General features: G+C 45.9%; 21 protein-coding genes and 1 tRNA gene. 12 read left to right on the top strand and 10 right to left on the bottom strand.

Features of this window, described 5'->3' with window-relative positions; translation table 11 throughout:
- Positions 1–182 precede the first annotated feature (182 nt).
- The 3 genes from infB to N4J56_RS07635 are packed head-to-tail and all read left to right on the top strand — an operon-like array spanning position 183 to position 4,102.
- On the top strand, positions 183–3,215 hold the full coding sequence (infB, locus tag N4J56_RS07645; RefSeq protein ID WP_317105917.1) for a translation initiation factor IF-2: 3,033 nt from the start codon (positions 183–185) through the stop codon (positions 3,213–3,215).
- Between the two features lie 44 nt (positions 3,216–3,259).
- Entirely contained in the window at positions 3,260–3,895 is a 636-nt protein-coding gene (locus N4J56_RS07640) for a low-complexity tail membrane protein (protein ID WP_317105916.1), read from the top strand.
- Between the two features lie 6 nt (positions 3,896–3,901).
- Positions 3,902–4,102, top strand: coding sequence for a hypothetical protein (locus tag N4J56_RS07635; RefSeq protein ID WP_039715142.1), 201 nt, complete (start codon positions 3,902–3,904; stop codon positions 4,100–4,102).
- A gap of 18 nt (positions 4,103–4,120) precedes the next feature.
- Here N4J56_RS07635 and N4J56_RS07630 read toward each other — a convergent pair whose 3' ends face one another.
- Positions 4,121–4,651 carry an alpha/beta hydrolase gene (locus tag N4J56_RS07630; protein WP_317105915.1) on the bottom strand — a complete coding sequence of 177 codons (531 nt, stop codon included), beginning with the start codon at positions 4,649–4,651 and terminating at the stop codon, positions 4,121–4,123.
- Between the two features lie 317 nt (positions 4,652–4,968).
- On the opposite strand from N4J56_RS07630, the gene N4J56_RS07625 reads away from it, so the two are divergent.
- Positions 4,969–6,633: a DUF1565 domain-containing protein gene (locus tag N4J56_RS07625; RefSeq protein WP_410500447.1), complete on the top strand. Its 1,665-nt coding sequence runs from the start codon at positions 4,969–4,971 to the stop codon at positions 6,631–6,633.
- A gap of 610 nt (positions 6,634–7,243) precedes the next feature.
- Here N4J56_RS07625 and N4J56_RS07620 read toward each other — a convergent pair.
- The gene (locus N4J56_RS07620; protein WP_317105913.1) at positions 7,244–7,522 is read right to left on the bottom strand and encodes a DUF3493 domain-containing protein; all 279 of its coding nucleotides are present in this window, start codon (positions 7,520–7,522) and stop codon (positions 7,244–7,246) included.
- Positions 7,523–7,556: 34 nt separating this feature from the next.
- Between N4J56_RS07620 and N4J56_RS07615 the strand changes: the two genes are divergently transcribed.
- Positions 7,557–7,628, top strand: a tRNA-Thr gene (locus tag N4J56_RS07615).
- A gap of 166 nt (positions 7,629–7,794) precedes the next feature.
- Positions 7,795–8,955: an Arm DNA-binding domain-containing protein gene (locus N4J56_RS07610; protein WP_317105912.1), complete on the top strand. Its 1,161-nt coding sequence runs from the start codon at positions 7,795–7,797 to the stop codon at positions 8,953–8,955.
- Positions 8,956–9,188: 233 nt separating this feature from the next.
- On the opposite strand, the gene N4J56_RS07605 is transcribed toward N4J56_RS07610, so the two are convergent.
- The 7 genes from N4J56_RS07605 to rppA all read right to left on the bottom strand — a co-directional run bounded on the left by N4J56_RS07605 (position 9,189) and on the right by rppA (position 17,054).
- Positions 9,189–9,845, bottom strand: a complete 657-nt coding sequence (locus N4J56_RS07605; protein ID WP_317105911.1) for a J domain-containing protein — start codon at positions 9,843–9,845, stop codon at positions 9,189–9,191.
- Between the two features lie 81 nt (positions 9,846–9,926).
- The gene (locus tag N4J56_RS07600; protein ID WP_317105910.1) at positions 9,927–11,087 is read right to left on the bottom strand and encodes an HhoA/HhoB/HtrA family serine endopeptidase; all 1,161 of its coding nucleotides are present in this window, start codon (positions 11,085–11,087) and stop codon (positions 9,927–9,929) included.
- 49 nt (positions 11,088–11,136) lie between these two features.
- Positions 11,137–12,297, bottom strand: coding sequence for a M28 family peptidase (locus N4J56_RS07595; protein WP_317105909.1), 1,161 nt, complete (start codon positions 12,295–12,297; stop codon positions 11,137–11,139).
- Positions 12,298–12,427: 130 nt separating this feature from the next.
- On the bottom strand, positions 12,428–13,084 hold the full coding sequence (locus N4J56_RS07590) for an SAM-dependent methyltransferase (RefSeq protein WP_015152623.1): 657 nt from the start codon (positions 13,082–13,084) through the stop codon (positions 12,428–12,430).
- 233 nt (positions 13,085–13,317) lie between these two features.
- Entirely contained in the window at positions 13,318–14,667 is a 1,350-nt protein-coding gene (locus tag N4J56_RS07585) for an APC family permease (protein WP_317105908.1), read from the bottom strand.
- Positions 14,668–14,952: 285 nt separating this feature from the next.
- Positions 14,953–16,245 carry a HAMP domain-containing sensor histidine kinase gene (locus tag N4J56_RS07580; protein WP_317105907.1) on the bottom strand — a complete coding sequence of 431 codons (1,293 nt, stop codon included), beginning with the start codon at positions 16,243–16,245 and terminating at the stop codon, positions 14,953–14,955.
- Between the two features lie 134 nt (positions 16,246–16,379).
- Positions 16,380–17,054 carry a two-component system response regulator RppA gene (gene rppA, locus N4J56_RS07575; protein WP_192153439.1) on the bottom strand — a complete coding sequence of 225 codons (675 nt, stop codon included), beginning with the start codon at positions 17,052–17,054 and terminating at the stop codon, positions 16,380–16,382.
- Positions 17,055–17,210: 156 nt separating this feature from the next.
- Between rppA and N4J56_RS07570 the strand changes: the two genes are divergently transcribed.
- On the top strand, positions 17,211–17,603 hold the full coding sequence (locus N4J56_RS07570) for a hypothetical protein (RefSeq protein WP_317105906.1): 393 nt from the start codon (positions 17,211–17,213) through the stop codon (positions 17,601–17,603).
- Positions 17,604–17,775: 172 nt separating this feature from the next.
- On the top strand, positions 17,776–18,153 hold the full coding sequence (locus tag N4J56_RS07565; RefSeq protein WP_317105905.1) for a hypothetical protein: 378 nt from the start codon (positions 17,776–17,778) through the stop codon (positions 18,151–18,153).
- A 135-nt stretch (positions 18,154–18,288) separates the two neighbouring features.
- Here N4J56_RS07565 and N4J56_RS07560 read toward each other — a convergent pair whose 3' ends face one another.
- Positions 18,289–19,503 (bottom strand): esterase-like activity of phytase family protein, encoded by a 1,215-nt coding sequence (locus tag N4J56_RS07560; protein ID WP_317105904.1) that lies wholly within the window; start codon positions 19,501–19,503, stop codon positions 18,289–18,291.
- 213 nt (positions 19,504–19,716) lie between these two features.
- Between N4J56_RS07560 and rpiA the strand changes: the two genes are divergently transcribed.
- The 4 genes from rpiA (at position 19,717) to N4J56_RS07540 (ending at position 24,292) form a co-directional block, all read left to right on the top strand.
- Positions 19,717–20,427 (top strand): ribose-5-phosphate isomerase RpiA, encoded by a 711-nt coding sequence (rpiA, locus tag N4J56_RS07555; protein ID WP_317105903.1) that lies wholly within the window; start codon positions 19,717–19,719, stop codon positions 20,425–20,427.
- Between the two features lie 192 nt (positions 20,428–20,619).
- Complete coding sequence (locus N4J56_RS07550) at positions 20,620–21,801, top strand: aldo/keto reductase (protein WP_317105902.1); 1,182 nt, start codon at positions 20,620–20,622, stop codon at positions 21,799–21,801.
- A 450-nt stretch (positions 21,802–22,251) separates the two neighbouring features.
- Positions 22,252–22,980 carry a superoxide dismutase gene (locus tag N4J56_RS07545; RefSeq protein WP_317105901.1) on the top strand — a complete coding sequence of 243 codons (729 nt, stop codon included), beginning with the start codon at positions 22,252–22,254 and terminating at the stop codon, positions 22,978–22,980.
- Positions 22,981–23,284: 304 nt separating this feature from the next.
- Positions 23,285–24,292, top strand: a complete 1,008-nt coding sequence (locus tag N4J56_RS07540) for a glycosyltransferase (protein WP_317105900.1) — start codon at positions 23,285–23,287, stop codon at positions 24,290–24,292.
- Positions 24,293–24,295 lie beyond the last annotated feature (3 nt).

The raw sequence follows: 24,295 nt of genomic DNA, 5'->3' as shown, positions 1-24,295 counted from the left end.
CTAACACCTGCTAACCCTAGCAAAGTAGGGAGTTAAGCCAAATAGAAAGCTTCTCTGTTATATCATTTGGAGGCAAGAACCGCAATTCAAACAGTAAACGAATATACAAAAATCGGAGGATGGAGATGTTGTAAATCGGGCAACCATCCAGTTATAGCTGGTAGGTACAAGGGGAAGAATGGATGAACAACGGCAAAGTCAGAATTTACGATCTATCAAAGGAATTGAATTTGGATAACAAGGAAATATTAGCCATTTGCGATCGGCTTAATATTGCAGTGAAAAGTCATAGCAGCACTATTAGCGAAGAAGAAGCAGAGCGAATCAGACAAGCAGCAGAAAAACAAGCTGCCAACCCTGTCACTGCTGGTAGAGAAGGTCATGCCAACAGCTACAAGGCACATCCTCAACCAGCCACTAACAAAGTTAAACCAAAACCTGTCGTGCCTCACAAACAGCAAATCTTGGAAATTCGCAAACCAAAGCACAACCCCGATCGTCCTAACCCCCCAGAACCATCTGTTGCCGTAGCACCTCAACCTCCAGCTCGTCCGACCGCTTCTAATTCACCCGTGCGACCGACAACAGCGCCAACCCGTCCCGAAGCACAAAAGCCAGTGCAAGCAGTAGAAACTCAGCCTATAACCCAAAGCGAGCGGGGCGATAATTCAATACCGACAAACAAATCCAGACCACCAGAATCACCCAAGCTGTCAACGCCACCCCCTAGACCATCCGGGGCAAGAGACGGTGTGGATGAACCTGCCGGACTACCACCGTCGCCACCACAGCGAGCGGAGCGCCTGGAGCGCTCGGAACGACCGGAGCGACCAATTCTCAAGCGAGAGCAAGACGATCGCGCAGCCAATCGCCCAGTGGCGAAGGCAGATAGAGTCGAAAAACCAATGCGTCGTTCGCAGGAAGCAGCTGCTAGCTCGGAAAGCACGCCAGGTAGACCTAAACCCGTGCTGGAACTGCAAAGACCTAAGCCAGTGAGGGCAGGCGAAGCCGTAGCACCAGAACGCTCTAAACCAGATGGGGCAGAAGCTTTACCGGGAACGGAAGAAATCGCCGAGATCGGTGTGGATGACAAGCCAATCCTCAAACGCCCCATGCCGCGTCCAGTGGGTAAAGGTGGCAAGAAATGGCAAGAAGAGGAGATAGACGAAGGACAAGACGCAAAGGCAACGAAGGCAGGTGTAAAAACCAAACGTCTCAAGCCTATAGTCGATTTGGATGACGAAGAAGACTTTGACGATGAGGAGGACGGAGATAGCGATACTCCAATTCAAGTTAGCCTGTCTATAGCTCGTCCGCCAAAACAGAAAACAACAGCTCGCCCAGGACAGCCGCAGCCTGCTGCCATTAGTGTTGTTAGAAGCAAAAAGTTTAGCCAAACACGAGAAAACAACCGTCGCCGCGAACCAGAACAGAAACGCGAACGTCCAGAAAAAGTGGTCGTTATGGGCAATCTCACTGTGCAAGAACTAGCTGAGAGTTTAGCGACTCCAGATACAGAAATTGTCAAGATTCTGTTCATGAAGGGGATAGCAGTTAGTATTACCCAAAGTTTAGATCTTGCCACGATTAAAATGGTGGCGGAAGAACTGGGTGTGGAGATAGAAACTGCCGAGCCAGAAGCAGAAGCCCGTAAGGTTACAGAAATGCTTGATGCGGCAGACTTGGAAAATCTCCAGCGCCGTCCGCCAGTCGTAACAATTATGGGTCACGTAGACCACGGAAAAACGACGTTGCTCGATGCCATCCGCAAAACAAAAGTGGCGCAGGGCGAAGCTGGAGGCATTACCCAGCACATCGGTGCTTACCACGTCGATGTCGAACAAAACGGGCAAATGCAGCAAGTCGTATTTCTAGATACTCCAGGTCACGAAGCCTTTACGGCGATGCGGGCGCGAGGAGCGCGAGTGACGGACATCGCCATCTTAGTGGTTGCTGCCGATGATGGCGTTCAACCCCAGACGGTTGAGGCGATCAGTCATGCCCAAGCAGCAGAAGTACCAATTGTCGTCGCAATCAATAAGATTGATAAAGAAGGCGCTCAACCCGATCGCGTCAAGCAAGAGTTAACTCAATACAGCCTAACTCCTGAAGAATGGGGCGGAGACACGATTATGGTTCCTGTCAGCGCCATTAAAGGTGAAAACCTTGACGGCTTGCTAGAGATGATTCTGTTGGTTGCAGAGGTAGAAGACCTATATGCTAACCCAGATCGGACGGCGAAAGGAACGGTAATTGAAGCCCATCTTGACAAAGCCAAAGGTCCGGTCGCAACCTTGCTGGTACAAAACGGAACGCTGCATGTGGGCGATATCCTCGTGGCTGGGTCGGCATTTGGCAAAGTCCGCGCTATGGTAGACGATCGCGGTCGGCGGGTAGATATCGCTAGCCCCTCCTTCGCCGTAGAAGTCTTGGGCTTGAGCGACGTGCCAGCAGCTGGAGACGATTTCGAGGTGTATCTCGTCGAGAAAGAAGCACGAGCGATCGCTAACGAACGGGCAGAGAAACAACGTCAGTTCCGCTTGCTGCAAGGACGCGCGACCCTAACTTCCATATCCGCACAGGCTCAGGAAGGCGAGTTGAAGGAACTCAACTTGATCCTCAAGGCAGATGTCCAAGGTTCCGTCGAAGCGATCGTCGGGGCGCTCAAACAACTGCCACAAAACGAAGTCCAAATCAGGATGTTGTTGTCTGCACCTGGAGAAGTCACTGAAACTGACATCGACTTGGCAGCAGCTAGTAACGCCGTGATTATCGGCTTCAACACCACGCTTGCTAGCGGTGCTAGACAAGCAGCCGACGAAGCAGGGGTAGATGTTCGAGAATACGACATTATCTATAAACTGCTGGAAGACATTCAAGCTGCCCTAGAAGGTATGCTAGAGCCAGAATTGGTAGAAGAACCTCTCGGTCAGGCAGAAGTCCGCCAGGTCTTCCCAGTCGGTCGCGGTAAGGTGGCTGGTAGCTACGTGCAGTCGGGCAAGCTCGTGCGTAACTGCAAGCTGCGGGTGCGTCGTGGTGGTAAGGTGATCTACGAAGGTGCTTTAGATTCTCTCAAGCGGATGCGAGAGGATGCCCGCGAAGTCAATTCCGGCTACGAATGCGGTATTGGCGTTGATAAATTCAACGATTGGGTTGAAGGCGATATCGTCGAAGCCTATCAAATGGTGACAAAACGCCGCACGCTTACGAGGTAGCACTGTTAAGACGTGCGATCGCACGTCTTGACATCTTGAAAACTATGCAATCATTTCGCTCCGAACCATTTTTGTGGATTCACCTAGCTGGGTTGGCAACGCTGCCGATTCTGTTGCAGTTGTGCTGGCTCGGCTTGGCTGTGGGCGATCCCATCTTGCCTGTGTGGTTAGAATTCTCAATTGTGGCAGCGATCGGAGTCTTACCCGTTCTGTGGATGCAGCTATCGCGTCCTTTTTTGATCTTTGCCGTGCTGGGAGTCGCACAAAAACCAACTCAGCTCGACGAGCAGCAAAGAAAAGTTCTCAGGTTAATTCGTACGACTTCCAATCGCCTGCTGGCTATGATAGTAGCAGTATTGCTAGTAGGGCTATTATGGTTGTTGTATCGTACTGCGCCGATCGCGGCAAATGTCATACCCTTACCACCACAATGGCGAGGCTTAGGATTGTTGGTAGCTAGTATTGCCTTTTTAGCAAGCAATCTATTTCTGCAAATCCCTGTCAGCGTGGCACGGGTTTTCGTTACTAGCGAAACAGAATTTTCTAAGGCAAAACCTTATCCTGTAGAAAGAATAGCGCGCGACTTTACGATTGTTGGCTGGCAAGTTAACCGCATCTTGCCCCAACTCACCAACTCTCAAACAGATACAGCTCAAGTAACAGCTCAAGTAAAGGAATGAGGAAACATGGCTCATCCAGCTACAGACACCAGCAGATCCGAAGATAGCCAAATCTGGGACGAACTAAAAGGCGCGATCGCTGCTAGCTCCGGCTTTCAGCGCTGGCGGTTAGAAAAGATGTCTGGCGATCGCCAACTGCAAGAGGTGAACCTCGATCGTCAAGTTAGTCTATATTTGCGCGAAACGCTGGAAACTTTGGCTTATTAGGGAGTAGGGAAAAAGCGACTATTTCAAAAAATTCTTCAGAGTTCCTTCTAGGCGACGCAGTTGGCTGTAAACGGCTTCCAGGCGATCGCCTTCCACTTCCACATCTGTTGTTGGGTAGTTTTGGAGAATTTCCAGCAGCGAGAGCTGGCGATCGCGAGCAGATAAGGTCATGGCAGCGCGTAGAGCTTGTCGATTCGCTTGGCGCGCAGGTGGATGAACGGTTTTTCCTATCTCATCTAACAACAACTCTCCTACAGCATTGTTGAGAACTCGATCTAACAAGATTGGATCGACCGTTACTGTATTTGTAAGGGACTGGCGAATTGTCTGGGGATCTTGTCGAGCTAATGCCAAATTTACCCGTAGAGCAGGTGACATTTCCCCAGTGCGTCCAAACTTTGTTAAATCCTCAACTGCAATTGCTTCGCGAAAAACTCGGTACTTGAGTACGACTCGTTCGGCTGCAAAAACGTAGGTGCTAGAAAATATAATTGCCGCACTTACTAAGGAGGCAATTGTATAGTGCAGCGACAACGAAAATAAGTACATTAACTGAAAGTTAAGATTTAAGTTGTTTTAATTGTTTTAACTTCAACACGGTAGCACGGTTGCTTTCAGTTAAGACTCATCCTACAAGATTGTTTCTCACAACTAACCGAGTTTGGTAAAGCAGGTACTATCTACTCTGCGAAAGATTTATCAAAAATTGCGGAACATAGTAGCAGTAGTACGTGTCATCAGCTCAAATCTCAGGACAAGCGAACTCGTTCAAAAAAAGTGTTAATAAAAGTAAAATTTTTGTGCTATTTTGGCGATCGCTTGTCTTACTAGATGCAGATCGTCAGCACATGACAAATCCTACAAGTATGACACGCCAAGATTCTCCAATTTTCTCGTCTGCCAATCACGCTTCGTCCGTCAAACCGCTGGTTTGCTCGTTATTTCCTTGGCGAACTGGACTAACCGCCTTACTGTTAGTTGCCAGTGGCACGATCCCCATCGCTACACTAGCAGATACTTCTATCGTACACGCTCAAGCTCAAACTACACCTCCTGTTGCCGCTCCCATCACTGCCAAAGTTATTTACGTCAATCCCGAAGTCGGTACGGATACTCCTGGTGCTGGTACGAGCGAAGCATCTGCTTACAAAACTATTACCTTTGCCTTGACTCAAGCCGAACCTGGCACGGTCATTCAACTTGCTGCTGGTAACTATACTAGCGAAACTGGAGAAACCTTTCCCCTCACGCTTAAATCTGGCGTGACGCTGCGCGGTGATGAAGCAACTAAAGGTGAGAATATCATCATCAATGGTGGTGGAGAGTATATCAGCCCTACCTTTGCCCGACAGAACGTCACGATTCGTGCCGAGAAAGAGACAACAATTAGTGGTGTCACCGTGACTAACACTAATACACGCGGCACGGGCTTATGGATTGAATCAACTAATCCTACGGTAACGAACAGTACTTTTGCTAACAGCAATCGAGACGGTATTTTTGTGACTGGAACGGCTAGCCCCAAAATAGAAGCAAACCGATTCGTTAAAAATGGTGGTAATGGAATCTCTGTAGCACGGGCGGCACAGGGAGAAATTCGCAACAACGTCTTTCAAGCTACGGGTTTTGGACTCGCAATTGGTGGTACGTCATCACCTTTAGTCAGCGATAACCAAATTCAACAAAACAAAGACGGGATCTATGTTTCCGAAGCGGCTCAACCGATTCTACGCAATAACGTGATTCAAAATAACGATCGCGATGGAGTTGTCGCCACTGTCAACGCTCAACCCGATATTGGTTCCGCTGATAGCGCCGGACAAAATCTGATTCGCGGTAACAAGCGCTATGACTTATACAATGCTACGCGGAGCAACGCTCTGGTTGCAATTGGTAACGATATCGATCCCAAGCGTATTTCTGGCAAAGTCACGTTTACTCCTGCTCAATTTGCTCTACGCGATATCAAAGGTTTGTGGGCGCAGCCTTATATTGAAGCCTTAGCTGCCAAAAATATTATTGCTGGTTTCCCTGATGGCACTTTTAAGCCAGATGAACCAGTTACCCGCGCCCAATTTGCTGCAATTGTCAGCAAAGCCTTTACGCCCAAAGGACAACGCCCAGCCGTTAATTTTCAAGACGTTCAGCGCAAATATTGGGGCTATCAAGCAATCCAAACGGCATATCAAGGTGGTTTTGTGGCTGGCTATCCTGGCAATTTATTTGAACCCGAGCAGAAAATTCCCAGAGTCCAAGCGCTGGTTTCCTTGGCAAACGGTCTGAAATTGAGTGCCGATAATTCTAGCGCGATCGCAGTTTATACTGACGCAGCTCAAATTCCCAACTACGCCACTCAACCCGTAGCCGCTGCCACTCAGAAACAATTGGTGATCAACTATCCTACACCCACTCAGTTAAATCCCAATCGCGAGGCTACCCGTGCTGAGGTTGCTGCTTTTGTCTATCAAGCACTCGTGAACGCCGGACGTGCTAAAGCGATTCCTTCACCCTATCTGGTTAGCCTACCCTAGATCGGGGAGTCGGGAGTCGGGAGTCGGGAGTCGGGAAGAAGAGAGAGTCGCGAAGCGCAAGGTTGCTGAGGGAGAAAAATAACTGGTCACTGGTCACTGGTCACTGGTCACTGGTCACTGTCACCCCACACCCTACACCCCGTTCACCGATCGCTGACAACTGATAACAAACTAACAACGCCAGCATTCCTGTCGGAGTGCTGGCGCTATTTTGCTTCTTATATACAGTGGGGTCTTTATATATTTATAGCTGACCCCTTTGAGTTAGCGGAGATATAGTCAGGGTCTTTATATAAGCTGACCCCGTTTGAACCATGTATATAGTATGACAAACTCTATCTGAAGTTATGACTTTTCTAATGTTTTCTTTATTTTTTCTACGATACTGTTGAGAGTTGTGAAGGAACTTGAACTTTCTTTAAAGAGCGGTCTGTTTACCAGGGCGATCGCGCCGCCGAGCTGCCAAAACGAGTAATAGTATACATTTGACAACAGATAATCCTGAGTATTTCTTCCAAATTTATTTAGAAGGAGTGAGAAGTGAGGGGAATTTAGAATTTTGAAGTTTAAGAGTTTCCCATGTCCCCTAAGTCCTCCTTGTCTCCATTAACTACGACTTCGCTCGCCCTCGTTCCAGACGAAAGAGGAAAATCATCAAGGCAACAATTCCTACTTGGAGAGCAAAATTAGGTAACGCAGTACTGACATTTTGTCCCGCTGCTAGTTGAGCTAAAAAGATAACAGCGCCAATTAAACCCGATGCTCCGAAAGAGAAGTAGATAAATTTTCTCAATCCTCGATAGGGAGCAGCAGCTTCTGCTTTTAAACGAGCGTATTGTTCTGGAGTAAACCGTTTGTCTTGGCGATTTTTAGGATTTTGCTCTATCATCAAAGTTTTGATACTATAATAAAGGTTTGGCAGTGCCGATGTGGCTCAGTGGTAGAGCACTCGATTCGTAATCGAGCGGTCGCGGGTTCAAATCCCGCCATCGGCTTTCTAAGTTTTAAACTCTACAAGCACTATAACTTATATCTTTCAGCCATGTTAACATCCAGTTGATATGGTGTTTTGGGATATTTTGGGCAGGTTTGGGGCAAGAATTGGGGTAAGATTGGGGTAAGCGATAGAGTATAAATATTTACCCCTAGTCAGATTACCCCATGCAGACCAATAGAAAAGCGGGTAAGGCTTTTAAAGGTTCCGTACAAATAAAGTCATCTAACAACCGCCTGCAACTAGTCTTCAGTTACGGAGGTAAGCGGCATTATTTATCAACTGGCTTTCCTGATACTTCGCAGTATCAAAAGCTAGCAAAAATGAAGGCAAGTGAAATTGAGAAAGAGATTCTTTACGAGCGGTTCGACCAAACCTTAGAAAAATACAAACCAAAGTCAGCACTCAGTACTGTTACCCCAATTCCCCCAATTTTTACCCCAAAAGTTAACTTAGCGGAAATTTGGGACAAGTATGTTGAGTGGAAGCGTCTCCAATGTGCGCCTAGCACGATGAAAAACCAGTACCATGCCTACTCTAGTTATCTGAAGAGGCTACCCACTCACGATTTAGATCGAGCTAATGACATTCGAGATTGCGTACTGCAAACTATTCCGATTAATTCAGCTAAGCGATTTATCGTGGCACTTAATTCTTGCTGTCAGTGGGCAGTCAAGTCAGGACTGATTGCAGAAAATCCATTCTACGGTATGGCTGGTGAGATTAAGCTGCCCAAACCCGAGAAGGCAGAAGATGATATCGATCCATTCTCCCTAGCTGAGCGAGACAAAATTATTCAAGCATTTAGATGCGATCGCTACTATAAATTCTACGCGCCACTGGTGGAATTCCTGTTTAATACAGGCGCTAGACCTTCTGAAGCGATCGCGCTGCAATGGAAACACGTTACCAGCGATCTTAAATTCATTAGTTTTGAGCAAGCAGTCACGGTTTCAGAAAAAGGACTAGCAGTGAAGCAGGGACTAAAGACTCAGGAAAAGCGGCGATTTCCCTGTAATGCTAAAGTTCAAGCGATTTTAAGCAGTATTAAACCAGAGAATACAAAACCTGACGATCTGCTATTCCCTAGCCCAGCGGGAAAGTACATTGACTTTCACAATTTCCGAAATCGCGCTTGGAAAACTGTTTTAGCAGGTTTAGATATCAACTATCGCAAGCCATACCAAACGAGGCATACATTCATCACGCTTGCCCTAGAGAATGGATTAGATGCCAAAGATGTAGCTCGATTGGTGGGTAACTCGCCTGAAATTATCTATCGCCACTATGCAGGTAATAAGAGAGAACTGTTTGTTCCTGAGTTTTAAAGACTATAGACTTGTAGAGGAAGACAGCCCAGCGCGAATTACATAAAAAAAGCTCTCCAAAATATGGAGAGGCTATTTACTCGCTGAATTGAGGATAGGGTGAGGAGTAACTCATTTACTCGTTGCAGCCATTTATAAGATAGTGAATGAATGTGACATGACTGTGACAGTTAGATATTAATTTGGCTACGAAATGAAGTCATTAATATTGATACAGTCAATGGCTCTGCTGATCAAAACATTAACTGGCGTTCTATAACTTTGTAATCGCGCTCGATTTCTCGCCATAACTTCTGGTTATGAGGATCGGCTTGCAAAGCTTTTTTGAGGTAAATTCTAGCGCGATCGCACTGTTGTCGCGAGATCATCTGTTTTGCCCAACGATGATAAGCTATAGCCAGCCACGGTTGCACGTCTGGATCTTTGGGAAAGCGGATAGCTAGCTTTTCTGCTATGTCTACCGCTTGCTGAAAATTCTGGCGCTTGAGTAAAGTGTAGATTTGGTTAAGCGTACTCAATTTGAGTAACTTTTCTTCTGAAGAGAGGGGAGGAGAGGGAGGCGTGCGAAGGTCGCTTCGCGAACCGCCGGAGGCATCGCGTTGCTTGACATGGAAGCGCACGCCACCTGTACTGTAAGTAGAAGTGATGTCTGGATGTGGTGTAGTTTTTGTAGAAGTGCTGGAAGATGGCTGCGATTGGACGGTGAGTAAGGTGCGGTATGCTTGGACAATTAGTTTGAACCGATCTTCCGCAGTGCGATCGCCTGGATTGAGATCGGGGTGATATTTCCGCGCCAGCTGGCGATAAGCCATTTTAATCTCTTGCGCCGTCGCCGTTGGGGAGATTTCTAAAACTTGATAACACCAGTTGGGATTGGGCAGATTATCCATACTTAAGGGACAGGAAAATATTTTGGAGGTGTAGAGACGTTGCGTGGAACGTCTCTGCTCCCCATACCTAATATGCATCCTTTAGCTAGCGCTTGCAGGAAATTCACCCGCTCTTACCGAGAGCTGAATATTTCTGCCATTGCGACTGACTTCCAGCGGGATATTGACACCGATTTGGCTATTTTCTACTGCTTGCTGCACTTGATCGGCAGTTTTTACTTGTTGCCCGTTAATTTGCTGGATCACGTCGCCAGGACGGATACCCGCAGCAGCAGCAGGAGAATTGCGCTCGACTCCTAAGACGACTACCCCTTGGCTAGCAGAGATAGTGACATCACCATTTGATTCTTGGGCTAGGGTTTCTCGAATCTCATCGTTGAGAGTTGCCATTTGAACCCCTAAATAGGCGCGATCGATTCTCCCTTTAGCAACCAGTTGCTCGGCAATTTGCTGCGCTCGATTAATCGGAATCGCAAAACCCAACCCCTGAGCGCCGCCGATAATTGCTGTATTCATTCCCACAACTTGACCTTGCTGATTTAATAGGGGTCCGCCAGAATTACCGGGATTAATCGCCGCATCAGTTTGAATGAAACCGACGCGCTTGTCGGGAACGCCTACATCACTGCTAGAACGACCTGTAGCACTGATGATTCCAGCAGTAACGGTATTATCTAATCCTAAAGGATTGCCGATCGCGATCGCCCACTCTCCAGGTCGGAGGTTGTCAGAGTTGCCTACTGTTACCGTAGGTAAATCATTGGCTTGAATTCTCACTACAGCCACATCTGTCAATTCATCTCTACCCAAGACCCGACCAGTAAATTTGCGTCCATCTTTCAGCGTTACGTTGACAGTATCAGCTCCACCAGTTACGTGAGCGTTTGTCAAAATTAAACCATCCGGCTTAATAATAAAGCCCGAACCAGTTCCCCGCACGACCCTAGCTCCAGGTTGTCTAGCGCTTCTGGCAGCCCGTGCTGCATCAATGCGGACAACCGCTGCACCAGTACGATCTACAGCGTTAGCGATAAAGTTAATGTTTCCGCTAGGAACCTGAGCCGGGAGCTGAGCAACTGATGGTGGGATTAACTCCGGTCGGTTGGGTAATAGCTGGGTTCCTAACAAACTACCCGCAGCCCCCATAAATATTAAAGATAAATAAGTTACTGACTTTTTCACAACAGAATTCTGAGACATTGTAGGTTTGTTGTTGGTCATTTGTGATTGGTCTTTTGTCATTGGTTAATGGTTATTTGCCATTAACCATTAACTATTAACAGCCCACACTTCAAAGCAATTGCTCGACAATCTCTAGTCCTACGCTGACAGTTTCATCGAGTAGATTTGAGTCTACTTGCTTGTCGTTTGGCGTGTGGTAGTTAGGCTCGCGCCCTCGGTGAAAAAATAAAACTGGCACTTTTGCCACTGCGAAGGAAGCATGGTCGCTACCACTGTAAGATTCAGAAGTGGATAACCTACTTGGCGCTGCTTTCACTCGGGCTGTGAGCTGAGGTGTACCACTCACGCGAAGACTAGAATTTACGCCTACCATATCAAAATTTAGCATTGCCTTAAGGCTAGAGATAAACTGTGGTTGGGCGGTTTGTACGAAAGCTTTAGAACCATGTAACCCGTCTTCTTCGCCATCAAAAGCCACAAACCAAGTTTGGTTTGCTAAGGGAGTTTTAGAGATTCTGCGGGCAATTTCTAAAACAACAGCCGTCCCAGAAGCATTGTCATTTGCCCCTGGCGCACCTGATACGGAGTCGTAATGAGCGCCCAGGAGTATTTGAGGCTTGGCGATACCAGGTAGATGAGCTACTACATTACGTCCAGTAACTTGACGTTGCCGAGTATTAACATGTAAGCTAGCTGGCTGTTTGGTTTGAGAACTTTGGAGTAAAGCAGAGCCTTGTTCTCTAGATAAAGCCAAAACAGGAATTTTACTGACTCCACCACCAAGAGAAGCCGCGAGTTTTCCCGGTCTGTCATTAATAATTGCCACGGCTACCGCACCCGCAGTACTGGCATTTTGTACCTTTTCGGAAAACCGAATTTCTCCTCTTTGGACAACTGCGATCGCGCCTTTAACATCAACCCGAGCAAAATCCTCCGGTCGTCCGATGTTGGGTACAACTACTAACGGTGCATCAACTTTACCTGCAACCGATCCACTTAGGGGTAAACCTGTAATTTTGGTCTTACCTACCGTCAAACTCGAACCTAAATCCTCAAATCGGGAGTAGGTAAAAGTTTGAATTTGAGTTGTGTAGCCAGCTTTGCGGTACTCTGCCTCTAGATAGTCACTTGCCTTTGCCATAACTGGCGTACCAGCCACTCTAGGACCAAGTTTCACCAAGGCTTCCACATCTGCCCCAGCTCGTCCAGACTGCGCCCAACTCGCCGTAGGCAGGGCGACTAAAGTAGTTATGAGTATTGCGTATTTCATAGGGAGCAGGGAGTAGGGAGTAGGGAGCAGGGATGAAGGGGACAAGGGAAACAAGGAAAAAGTCATAAGTTGTAAGTATTTCACGCACCACTCTCCTACCCCTCGCTCCTCACTCCTCACTCCTCGCTCCTCACCCCTGTAAATTAGCTGGTGGTTTTTCAGGAACGACCCAGTAATAAAGGGTGTGAGTCCGGTTTGGTCCTTGTACTTGTACCGTGCGCTCGGGTTTCCATTCACCCATGTCAAAATCGTGAGAAACAATCCGAGTACCAGGTTTCAATTGTTTGAATAACTGGGGTCGCAGTTTGACATTAATATCTGGTAGTAGGTACAGCGTCACGACAGAGGCTTCATTGAAATTGGACTTAAACAAATCTTGATTGAGAAATTGCACGCGATCGCTCACGCCTGCTTTTTTTGCATTTTCGTTCGCTTCTTCAATTCGCTCGGGATTGATATCTATACCTACAGCCCTTTTTACGCCATATTCTCTCACGGCAGTAATAGGAATGCGTCCGTCACCGCTACCTAGATCGTAGAGGACATCTCCTTTTTGAACTTTTGCCAGTTTGAGCATTTCATCCACAACTTCTTGAGGTGTAGGCACGTAAGGTACGTCAGGTTCCCGTTGTTCGGTTTGTCCTGCTGGTGGTGCTGTTTGAGTTGTTTGAGCAATGTTAGGTTCTGCCTGGGCATTCAGCCCTGTCTGTTGCGTACAACCGATAATGCCCATACTAACGGCGATCGCACCTACCGCGATCGGTTTGAGTATTAGTGGTAATTGCATCTGTATTTCCTCTTGTCAGTTATCAGTTGTCAGTTATTAGTTGTCGTAGGGGCGGGTTTAGCCAGCTAATTCACGGCTAAAGCCATCATCTTCGTTCAAAACCCGCCCGTACAGTTGTCAGTTGTCAGTTATCAGTGGAGAAAGGGAGTAGGAGAAAGAGGGCTGGGGGAGCTGGGGGAGAAAAACTACTTCTGACTTACGACTTACGACTTCTTTTCTCTATTGCCCTATCTCTAGTGCCTGCGACGCACCCAAAACAGTACAGGTACGCCCACAACCATCACGGTAATGCCGACGATCGCTCCGATACTGTATGCCTGACTGGAAGCATAGGTAATACTGGAGTAAAGTAGATATGCACAAATAGCACAAAAAATCAAGGGGGTAATAGGGTAGCCAGGGACTTGAAAAGTTCGAGGTGTGTTGGGTTCCCGTTGGCGGAGGACGAACAATGCTATTCCCGACAGTAGAAAAAAGCACCAAAATACGGGTGAGGTGTAGGCTGTCATCGTTTCAAAGCCTTTCTCGCCTTCGTGAGTGATCGTTCCTAGAAGAACGAGTCCTAATGCGATCGCCCCTTGTATGAGTAAAGCATTGGTAGGTGTGTGACGGCGATCGCTCCATTGCCCCAACAAAGAGAAAGAGCGAAAGTCTTGTCCTAAAGCAAAGTTCGTCCGCGCTCCTGTAAAAATTGTGGCGTTGATCGAACTCAGTGCAGTCACAGCAACGATAAAGCTAATTAATCTTGCCCCACTTTCGCCAAATACCCGCCGCATCAGATCGGCTGCTACCGCTTTGGAATTTGCTACACCAGCAATTCCCAGTCCGTGGATGTAAGCAAAGTTGACTAACATGTAAAGTCCAGCAATCAGAGCGATACTCAACAGCAACGTCTTAACCATGTTGTGTCTGGCATCCCGCACTTCTGCCGAAATGTAGGCTGCTTCGTTCCAGCCGCCGTAGGTTAACAATACGAAGACCATTGCCAGTCCGAAAGCTCCGTCATTACTAGTGGGTGTCGTGTCAGGCACGGGAGTAGTACTAGCTACAGTAATCATTCCAGCAATGATTACCAATACTAGACCCAACACTGTTGATAGCGTCAGTAAGTTTTGCGTCCACTTGCCCTGCTGCACGCCCATGATATGCAATCCGGTCAGAATAGCAATGCAGATGGCTGCATAGATAGCAGAAGAATAGCTCCCTAGTGGCAAGATTTGGGATGCGTAGTCACCAAACGCATAAGCAAACAGCGTAATCGAACCAGTTTGAATCACCGTCATCCGCGCCCAGGCGAACAGAAAAGCAATGTTCGTACCAAAGGCACGCATGAAATAATGGTAATCCCCACCTGGATGAGGATATGCTGTCGTCAGCTCGGCATAGCAAAGAGCGCCAATCAGTGAGGCAACCCCACCTAGCAGCCAGGCGAATAAGATAACGCCTTGACTACCGGTATTTTGAGCTACTAGGGTGGGAGTCTCAAAAATTCCAGCGCCAATCACCATACCGACGACGATCGCACTTGCGTCCAGCACTGAAAGGGTTGGCTTCAGCGTCGGTGATGCTACTTTATTTGCCATATCGTCAATTTTTTAGGTGAAGACTTATGTCAATTAGAAAGCTCGGTCATATCTACTGCTTCTGGCTAATGGTACTTGTATTAAAAAGGTACTTGGTGGTAAGTTCGTCAATTTTTAGCCACAACTCATTGCTGTATAACTAAATTTCTCAACGGGTATTTACAAGTAAAACTTGCTAGAAGTCAGCGACTTCTGCATATTACTTTAAATTGAGTTTGCCGCACAAATATGACATGAATGTGTCATTGAGAAGTCGGAAGTCGGAATTAGCTGATAACTGATAAATTATCTTAGAGGAAGTTCAATTTTAAAAGTTGCGCCTTGTCCGAGAGTACTTTGAACGGCGATCTTACCTTTGTGTGCCTCCACAATTTGTTTGGCGATCGCTAAGCCCAGACCGAATCCACCCGTCTGACGCGATCGCACGGTGTCTACGCGATAGAACCGCTCAAAAATATGGGGTAAATCTTCAGCCGGAATGCCGATGCCATTATCTTCAATTTGCACGACCGCTCGATAAGATTGGGTAAATATTCGCAAGCAAACTCTACCTTCCGAGGGAGTGTACTTGAAAGCATTATTCAGCAAATTTCTCACCGCTTGTTGCAATAAATCTGGTTCGGCAACGAGTTTTATTGGTTGTTCTGGCAGTTGAACAACAAAATCTAACCCCTGTGTTGCTGCTTGTGCTTGATATTCACTTACTAATCGTTTCAGCAAACTGACTAGATCGATACTTTTGAGAGCTTCAGCAGCTAACGCTCCTTCATGACGTGCTAAAAATAGCAAATTACCGATCAGCGTACTCATTGATTTTGACAAATCGACAATATTTTCTAAACGCTGGCGCGGACTCGTTGTATCCTCTACTGGTGCTAATAAGCCCACTTGGGCATTACTCAAAATTGCTGCGAGAGGGGCGCGTAATTCGTGTGAAGCATCAGCAGTAAAACGCTGTAATTGCTCGTAAGCACGGCGAATTGGTTTCATCGCCAGCCCTGCCAAGTACCACCCCGTCAGCCCAATTGTACTAAGAGCTAGCGGTACGCCGAGCGAAAGATACAAGCGCGTTTGCTCTAGACTTTGGCGCATAGAAGTCATTGGAGTTGCAACTTGCAAATAACCGATGAGCAAATCCGCTTTTAAAACTGGTAATGTGATCTGCCGCAGCCATGTTTTAGAGCTAGAAAGTTTAAGCAGTTTTGAGCGCGTGGGGGTTTGGATTGTCTCAAAACCAGGAGCCAGCTTGAGATACTTCGGTGCAGGCGGAGAACCAACAAATTGGACTAATTCCCCTTTAGAGTTGTACCAGCGAGCGTAAGCAATATCTCCTGTTATTGGTAATGTATTGTTGCTTAGCATCGGCAGTTGTTCCAGATCGAACTGCCACCGACCCTGATAAAATTGGTACTCTGCATCCGTTGCGATCGCTTTAGTCTTTTTATACAAATTGCGATCAAAATTCCGCAATTGCTCTTCCACTTCCAAGTAGTAAACTACCCCCGCAAAAACCACGAGGATGCTTCCCATCGATAGAGCAAACCAACAAGCTATGTTACGACGACTGCGACTGAACATAATGAGGGGCGAGGAGTGAGGAGCGAGGAGTGGGGAAAGAAGAGAGCTGAGGGAACTGGGGGAGAGAAGGGAGCAACTACCAATTACCAATTACCCATTACGCATTCACAAATGACAAATGACAAATGACCCCTCTATTCCGGTGCATTCAATCGATATCCCATACCATAAACAGTTTCCAACCAATCTTTAGCTCCGACGGCTTGCATTCGCTGGCGTAGTCTTCTTACTAGTGTAGTCACGGCATTACTTTCTGGTTCTGTTCCCCATTCCCATAAAGTGCTTTCAATTTGTTCGCGAGAGAGAACTTGGCGGGGATGACGCATGAAATATTCCATCAGTTGAAATTCTCGCACTGAAAGTTGAGCGATCGCCTCTCCTCTTTCTAAGGTGAGCGTGGGACGATGGAGTTGAAGATCGCCGACGATAGTAGTGTCACCTTGCCATTGGGGCGATCGCCTGCCTAATGCTCTGACTCTTGCCAATAACTCTAGCAGATCGACTGGTTTAACGAGATAATCATCTGCTCCTGCATCTAAGCCTACAACTTTATCTGCTATGGTATCTTTTGCCGTCAAAAGCAGTACTGGGGCAGTTTTACCAGTTTGACGGTACTGCTGGCACAAACTCACGCCACTCACTTTCGGCAACATCCAGTCTACGATCAGCAAGTCATAATCTTTCTGAGTCATCAACCATTGCGCCGTTTCACCATCTTTAGCAGTATCTACAGTATGTCCTGCTTGGGAAAGCGCAGCGTGTATGGGTTCTAACTGCGCTGGATCGTCTTCTACGAGTAAAATTACCATAGGCTAACACGAAATCAGAAGTCAAAAGTCAAAAGTCAGAAGTCAAAAAAAGTTACTAGTAGCCGATCGCTGTTCGTTGAAGGGTATTACAGTTAATGTTTCTAAATCGAGATAGACTTATATGGATAATAGTAGCCGAACTGTGTTGACTAACTGATGCGCAGACTGCGATCGCTTTACCCTCTCAAATCCCTGGGATTAGAATTTTGGTTGCCGCTACCGATTTTGGCGATCGCTTTTTGGAGCGGTGGAGCAGCAATCGCCGATAAAATTTTACAACGCTCTTACTACGTCACAACTCCAATCCAAGCCAACGCTCAAGTTCAAGAACAGCCAACTAAGGTCATCCTTTCAATTGGCGTTGAGATTAAGTATCATCGGGGCTTTTCTAAAGTTAAAGTGAAAACAGCTAATTCTGCCTTGAAAAAATTAGAGTTTGAGTTTCCTTTCACAGAAGTTAGCCAAATCGAAGTCGCATTGTCGCGCGAACTAGGTTTGTCTTTAGAGCAAATTCAAAAAACAGTTCACTATCAAGTTGATTTTAGATAAGTTGGTCATCGGTCATTTGTTACTAGTCGTTAGTTAACAACAGTATGAAAGTAGGCGATCGCGCGATCTTTTTATAAAGATGCGGAGAAGCGATCGCGATAGAGGTTAGATTTTTAGAGAAAATTAGAATCAAACATATACAAGAATAATAGGCTAGAAGTTTTCATAAACTATGCTGAACGTTGCATTTGCACTCAATGTTTTCTTTGTAATGCTTTATTTGATTGCGTTCAAAGAGATGAGATGGCTCTCTCCTGGCATCTTTGTAAGTCTTGTTTGCGTCACATATATTCTCCTTCGTTTTACCCCCGCGCGTCGATATATTCAGCCAGATATTACGGTTCATCTTATCTTCATCTGTGCGTATGCAATTCCTGCGATCGCTTTGTTTATTGCAACTATGGCAGCAATGGAAGGTGCTAATGGATTGGGTGCAGCAATGTTTTTCTTCATTTCGTTCTTTCCCGCACTCTTTTTACTCTTAATAGGTATATTAATATTGATGATAGGTGCGCTGCGATCGGCATCAAGAACTAAAATTCGATATTAATGAAGCTGCGAGAGAAAGATTATCTGAATTCTGGCACAATTCTTACAAGGTAAATTTAGAGCGCTTGATTCCAATGATGGCTGACAAGCTAGCAAATGATATTCTTTCAGTTAATGGGGTTAAGACAGTTTCAAATCATTGATAGCGCAAGCGAAAAAGTAGAAATTTAGTTACTTGGCGATCGTTACTCATAAGTAGCAAACTTTTCGTTCGATCTGCTAAGCGAGAACCAAAAGTCATTCCTGACGCATTTTCTAGAGAAATACCTAACTCCTGCAAGTCTAAAACTAACTTTTTCTTAATTTCTCGCACTCCTCTAACTTTGCCTTTTAGACTCTCAACTTTTGATGTATCAGTTGCGCCGCTAGTAACAATTTGATAAATCTTTCCAGTTTTTGCTGCTGGCTGTAGTTCTAAACTGAGAAAATGAACGCCTTCAACCGATAACAATTCCCCAATTTCGGCATCAAGAGGATAAGCATATTCTGCTAGCAGCATCGGCGTGCCGTAGCCAATTAAGTAATGTAGTAACCTAGCTTTTCCCTGTTTAGAATTAGGGTTAGAATTAGGCGTATCTCTGTCCTGCACTAGCGTTGATTCAGTAGCAGTGAATAAATTAATTGGTTCTCCACTCGTAGGAACAGTACCAGTCGCGTTAAAAGCTAAAGCTGCAAATGATATATTGTTTTGAGTAATTTTAGTATTCTGATTCTGCTCCTTTTCTTGTACGATCTCAGGAATATATCGTTTGGGAAGAGTGAGACTTTGCAGCATCTTTCCAGTTTTTAGATCGAATTCTCGGATAAAAGGAAGCGTACGATCACCACTTATCTGAGAACCAGAAACATATAAAGTCTGCTGTGGTGTTAGAGCAACTCCCTTAGCAAAAAAAGTATCCGATTCATACACCTTTCCGTCTTTATCGGTGAGTGAAGTTACAGATTCAAGCTCGATATCTTGAATTTTTATCTCTTCTGGATCGGGGGCAAAACTCAACTTAAGAGTGACAATTTCATTGCCAGAGACAGCATAAAAGCGATCGCGTCGTTTGTCATAAGTAATTGCTGAAAATTCTGTGACTGGTGTATGAGAAATATTTGTGGTTGGCAGTTGATACTCTCCTAAATAGTCCAGCGAGAGGTCGAGGAACAATCGATCTTTTGCCGCTAGTGCTGGAGTTGCGAACGAGAGTAGACTCAAAAATGCGATCGCGCTAACTAAAATTACCTGCATAAACAGGCGATTAAAGTCACCGCTACACGGACAGAACTTGTCTACACAGGCTCTCAAAAATCTCTTGAGATTCAAGTCCGTGCTAAGAGACTTAGCTTGTGTAAATATAAATTCCATGTCTCCAGATTTCCTACTTATCACTCCCTTGTCCCCAACTTACGACTTACGACTTACGACTCCGGTACAGGCGGGTTTTGAGTCCAGATGGCGCGCTTCGACGGTGGGTCTGTTGCTAAACCCGCCCCTACAACGACTCCCTCTTTCTCAACGTCCCGTAGCGCTATATACTAATCGCGGCAGAAGATTGAGTTTTGAAATTGAGTTTTGAGCATGACCGCAGCAGCAGATCCAGTAAAAGAGATGAAACAGGAAGTCGGCAAAGCCGCCGCTGCCTTGGTAAAATCTGGTACGATTGTCGGACTCGGAACGGGTTCTACTACAGCCTATGCAATTCAATATATCGGCGATCGCCTCAAGTCTGGCGACCTCAAAGATATTGTCGGTATTCCTACTTCATTTCAAGCCGAGGTCCTATCTAAACAATATGGCATTCCTCTAACTACTCTAGACGCAATAGACCATATCGACTTGGCAATTGATGGTGCGGATGAAGTCGATCCCCAGAAAAATTTAATTAAAGGTGGTGGTGCTGCCCATACCCGCGAAAAAGTTGTAGACTACCTAGCACAACAATTTATCGTCGTTGTCGATAGCGGTAAGCTGGTAGACCGATTGGGTTCTGTATTTGCAGTCCCAGTAGAAGTCATCCCAATGGCAATTTCACCCGTCATGCGGGCAATTGAAAAGCTAGGTGGCAAACCCGAACTACGCATGGGCGTAAAAAAAGCCGGACCCGTAATCACCGACCAAGGTAACATGGTGGTTGATGTGAGGTTTGACGCGATCGATAACCCCGCCGAGTTAGAAAAAACCCTCAACAACATTCCTGGCGTACTGGAAAACGGCATCTTTGTCAACTGTACCGATCTCGTCCTGATTGGCGAAGTTCAAGACGGTCAACCCGTGGTAAGACAAATGTAGTGCAGGGTTAAGGGTTAGAGGTTAGGAGTTGGGAAAAGTCAAAAGCTAAAAGTCAAAAGTCAAAATCAACTACTTCCTTGTCTTCCGCGTCTAAAAGCTTGATTGCAGTGGAATTAGTAGTCTTGCTTCCTTGTCCCCCTTGTCTCCCTTGTCCTCCCCTTACCCCTCACTCCTCACTCCTCACTCCTAGTTATGCAATACCGACGATTTGGACGCACAGAAATACCCATGCCCGTATTTTCCTGTGGTGGTATGCGCTATCAGTTTAAATGGCAAGATGTCCCCGCTTGGACGATTCCGCAGAACAATCAGCGTAACTTAGAAGCCACAATTCGGAGGGCAATTGAACTAGGTATCAATCACATCGAGACAGCCAGAGGTTACGGCACTTCAGAAGTGCAACTAGGGCGCATTCTACCAAAATCCGATCGCGATCGCTTAATCGTCCAAACGAAAGTTAATCCCAGCCAAAATCCCAACGAGTTTCGCCAGAAATTTGAACAGTCCTTACGCAATCTCCGTCTAGATTACATCGATTTACTAGGTATCCACGGCATTAACAATGCTGAAACCCTACATCAAACCATTCGTCCTGGTGGATGTTTGGAATTAGCACGGCAGTGGCAAGCTCAAGGTAAGGTAAGATTTATCGGCTTTTCTACCCACGGCGCAACTGAAATTATTACACAGGCGATCGCCACAAACGAATTCGATTACGTTAATCTCCACTGGTACTATATCAATCAAGCCAACTGGGAGGCAGTTGCAGCCGCCAATCGCCACGATATGGGTGTATTTATCATTAGCCCCTCCGACAAGGGGGGAATGCTTTACAAGCCACCCCAAAAGCTAGTAGAACTCTGTTCTCCCCTCAGTCCGATGGTGTTCAACGACTTGTTTTGTCTGAGTCATTCTCAGGTTCATACTCTCAGTTTAGGGGCTGCCAAACCGCAGGATTTTGACGAACACCTCAAGACTTTAGAGTATCTAGACCGGGCAGATGAGATGTTACCACCGATTTTGACGCGATTAGAGCAAGCAGCTTGCAACAGCTTAGGGGAAGATTGGGTAAAAACTTGGCAGATGGGTTTACCCAGATATGACGAAACCCCTGGTAATGTCAATATTCCGACGATCCTATGGTTGAGAAACTTAGCGATCGCCTACGATTTAACGGAATATGCCAAAATGCGGTACAATCTCCTCGGCAATGGAGGTCATTGGTTTCCTGGCAATCAAGCCAAGCAGATCGAGCGGTTAGATTTGCGATCGTGCCTTGCTAACAGCCCGCACGCCGATAAAATTCCTGCTATCCTCGCCGAAGCACACAAATTATTAAGCGGCGCAGAAGTCAAGCGTCTGTCGCAAGATTAAGTGCCAGGGATTTGTAGGGGCGGGTTTCACCCAGCAGACTTTACTACTTATAGACATTTCAGCCAAACCCGCCCGTACTATCGCAAGATTAGGCAGTTAGGGATTTGTAGGGGCGGGTTTCACCCAGCAGACTTTACTACTTAGAGATATTTCAGCCAAACCCGCCCGTACTATCGCAAGATTAGGCGGTTAGGGAATTGTAGAGGCGGGTTTCACCCAGCAGACTTTACTACTTATAGACATTTCAGCTAAACTCGCCCGTACAAGAGTTAGCGAAATAATATAGGCACAATGACCTTAAACCTGAGAATATGAAAACTGTTGCAGCAAAATTAATTGTTGAGACGTTAAAAACTAAGGTAATCCCAACCACCAATTACCAATTACCAACTACCAATTCCCAGAAAATCGCTGTAACAAATTTGATTAGCTCAGTAAAGGTAAGTACTTATGTCTATCAAGCGTCGTAATTTCTTGTTTTTACTAGGAGGAACTGCTGGTGCTTATGCTATAGAAACTTATACTTCGTCCAATTTAGCTTGGGCGCAGACTCCAAGCGCTAGTGGAGATTTTAAATTACCACCTTTGCCCTACGACTACAAAGCATTAGAACCGCATATCGACGCGCAGACAATGCGAATTCACCATGACAGACATCACGCGACATATGTAAAAAATTTAAATGCAGCGATCGCCAAATACCCAAAACTCAAAGGTCAAACTGCCGAACAACTGATCCAAAAACTTGACAGCCTACCACAAGATATTCGCATGACAATCCGCAACAATGGTGGCGGTCATGTCAATCATAGTATGTTTTGGGAAATTATGAGTCCCAAAGGTGGCGGGCAACCAACGGGAGAAATTGCCTCTGTTATCAAGAAAAACTTTGGTAGCTTTGCTAACTTTCAACAGCAATTTAATCAAGCGGGAGAAAAACGGTTTGGTAGCGGTTGGGCTTGGTTGGTTCGCACTCCTGACGGTAAATTTCAAGTTACCAGTACTGCTAACCAAGATAGCCCCCTAATGGAAGGTAACTATCCAATTATGGGAAATGATGTGTGGGAACATGCCTACTATCTCAAGTATCAGAATCGCCGCGCCGAATACCTCAAGGCTTGGTGGAATGTCGTTAACTGGCAAGAAATTAATCAGCGCCTGAAGCGGAGTGAGGGGTGAGGAGCGAGGAGTGAGGGGCAGAGGAAGCTGAGGAAGCTGAGGGAGCTGAGGGAGCAACTCAAAATTCAAAATTCAAAATTTCCCTACACCCCACACCCCACACCACTCACCCCACACTCCTCGCTCCTCACTCCTCACCCCTTTTTGGAACCCTAAAAATAGTTTTGCGTCATTGAGGGGTGGTAAGATGAACGCAGAAATTTGCCGCTGACGCAAATATGTAACTCAGTGCGATGTGGATATCTATCATACTCGCGATCGCCAACTACTCATCTAAGATGTCTAGCTTAGGATTCGTACTAAAATGACATTGCTCGATAGCGATCTTCATCGTTCTCCATCTGCGATCGTGCTAATTCCAGTGTTTAATGATTGGGAGGCACTGGAAAGGTTGCTCTGGAGTTTGGATGAAACTTTTCTAGACCGAGATATTCGCGCAGATATCTTGATTGTAGACGATGCTTCGATCGCTCCAGCTCCCACGGAACTGAAATTTTTTAGTTTTAAAGCCATCGAGAGAGTCAATGTTTTAGAACTAAAAAGAAACTTAGGGCATCAACGAGCGATCGCTATTGGTTTAGCTTACATTGCAGCCAACTTAAATTGTAAAGTCGTTGTCGTGATGGATGGAGATGGCGAAGATAATCCGCAAGATGTTCCTAGACTAATTAATTGCTGCCAAGCAGAAAGCAATGCCAAAGTTATTTTCGCTAAAAGAACTAAGCGATCGGAAACATATCTTTTCAAAGCTTTTTACCTAGTTTATAAACTTGTCTACAAACTCTTAACCGGACATCACATTCAAGTAGGAAACTTCAGCGCAATTCCTTATCAACTTTTATCTAGAATTGTGGTCATCTCCGAAATTTGGAATCACTATGCCGCTGGAATTATGCGGGCGAGAATACCATACACTGAAATTGCTACCAAGCGCAGTAACCGTTTGTTCGGACGCTCTAAAATGAACTTTGTTTCCTTGGTAACTCACGGAATCAGTTCTATTTCCGTCTATGCAGATATAGTAGGTACGAGACTGATTATTTCTGTGTCTGTAATTGTGTTATTGATTCTCATATCTCTAGGTGGAATTGTATCTATTAAACTCTTCACCAGTTTAGCAATTCCTGGTTGGACATCGATCGCAGTTGGAATTCTTTGCTCGATTCTCATGCAAGCAGTCATGTTATCGATTGTTTTTGCATTAATGATTCTAAATACTAGGAATAGTTATGGATTCATGCTTGGTCAAGACTATTATTACTTTGTTTCTAAGTTGAAAGAAGTATTTTCTAGAGAAGTTTTGTCTAAATAAGTC

Origin of the sequence: Chroococcidiopsis sp. SAG 2025 (assembly GCF_032860985.1) — a bacterium.
In the GTDB taxonomy this organism is placed as follows: Bacteria; Cyanobacteriota; Cyanobacteriia; order Cyanobacteriales; family Chroococcidiopsidaceae; genus Chroococcidiopsis.
Note: the sequence above shows the minus strand (reverse complement) of the source record. Positions and strands in the feature narration are given on the sequence as shown.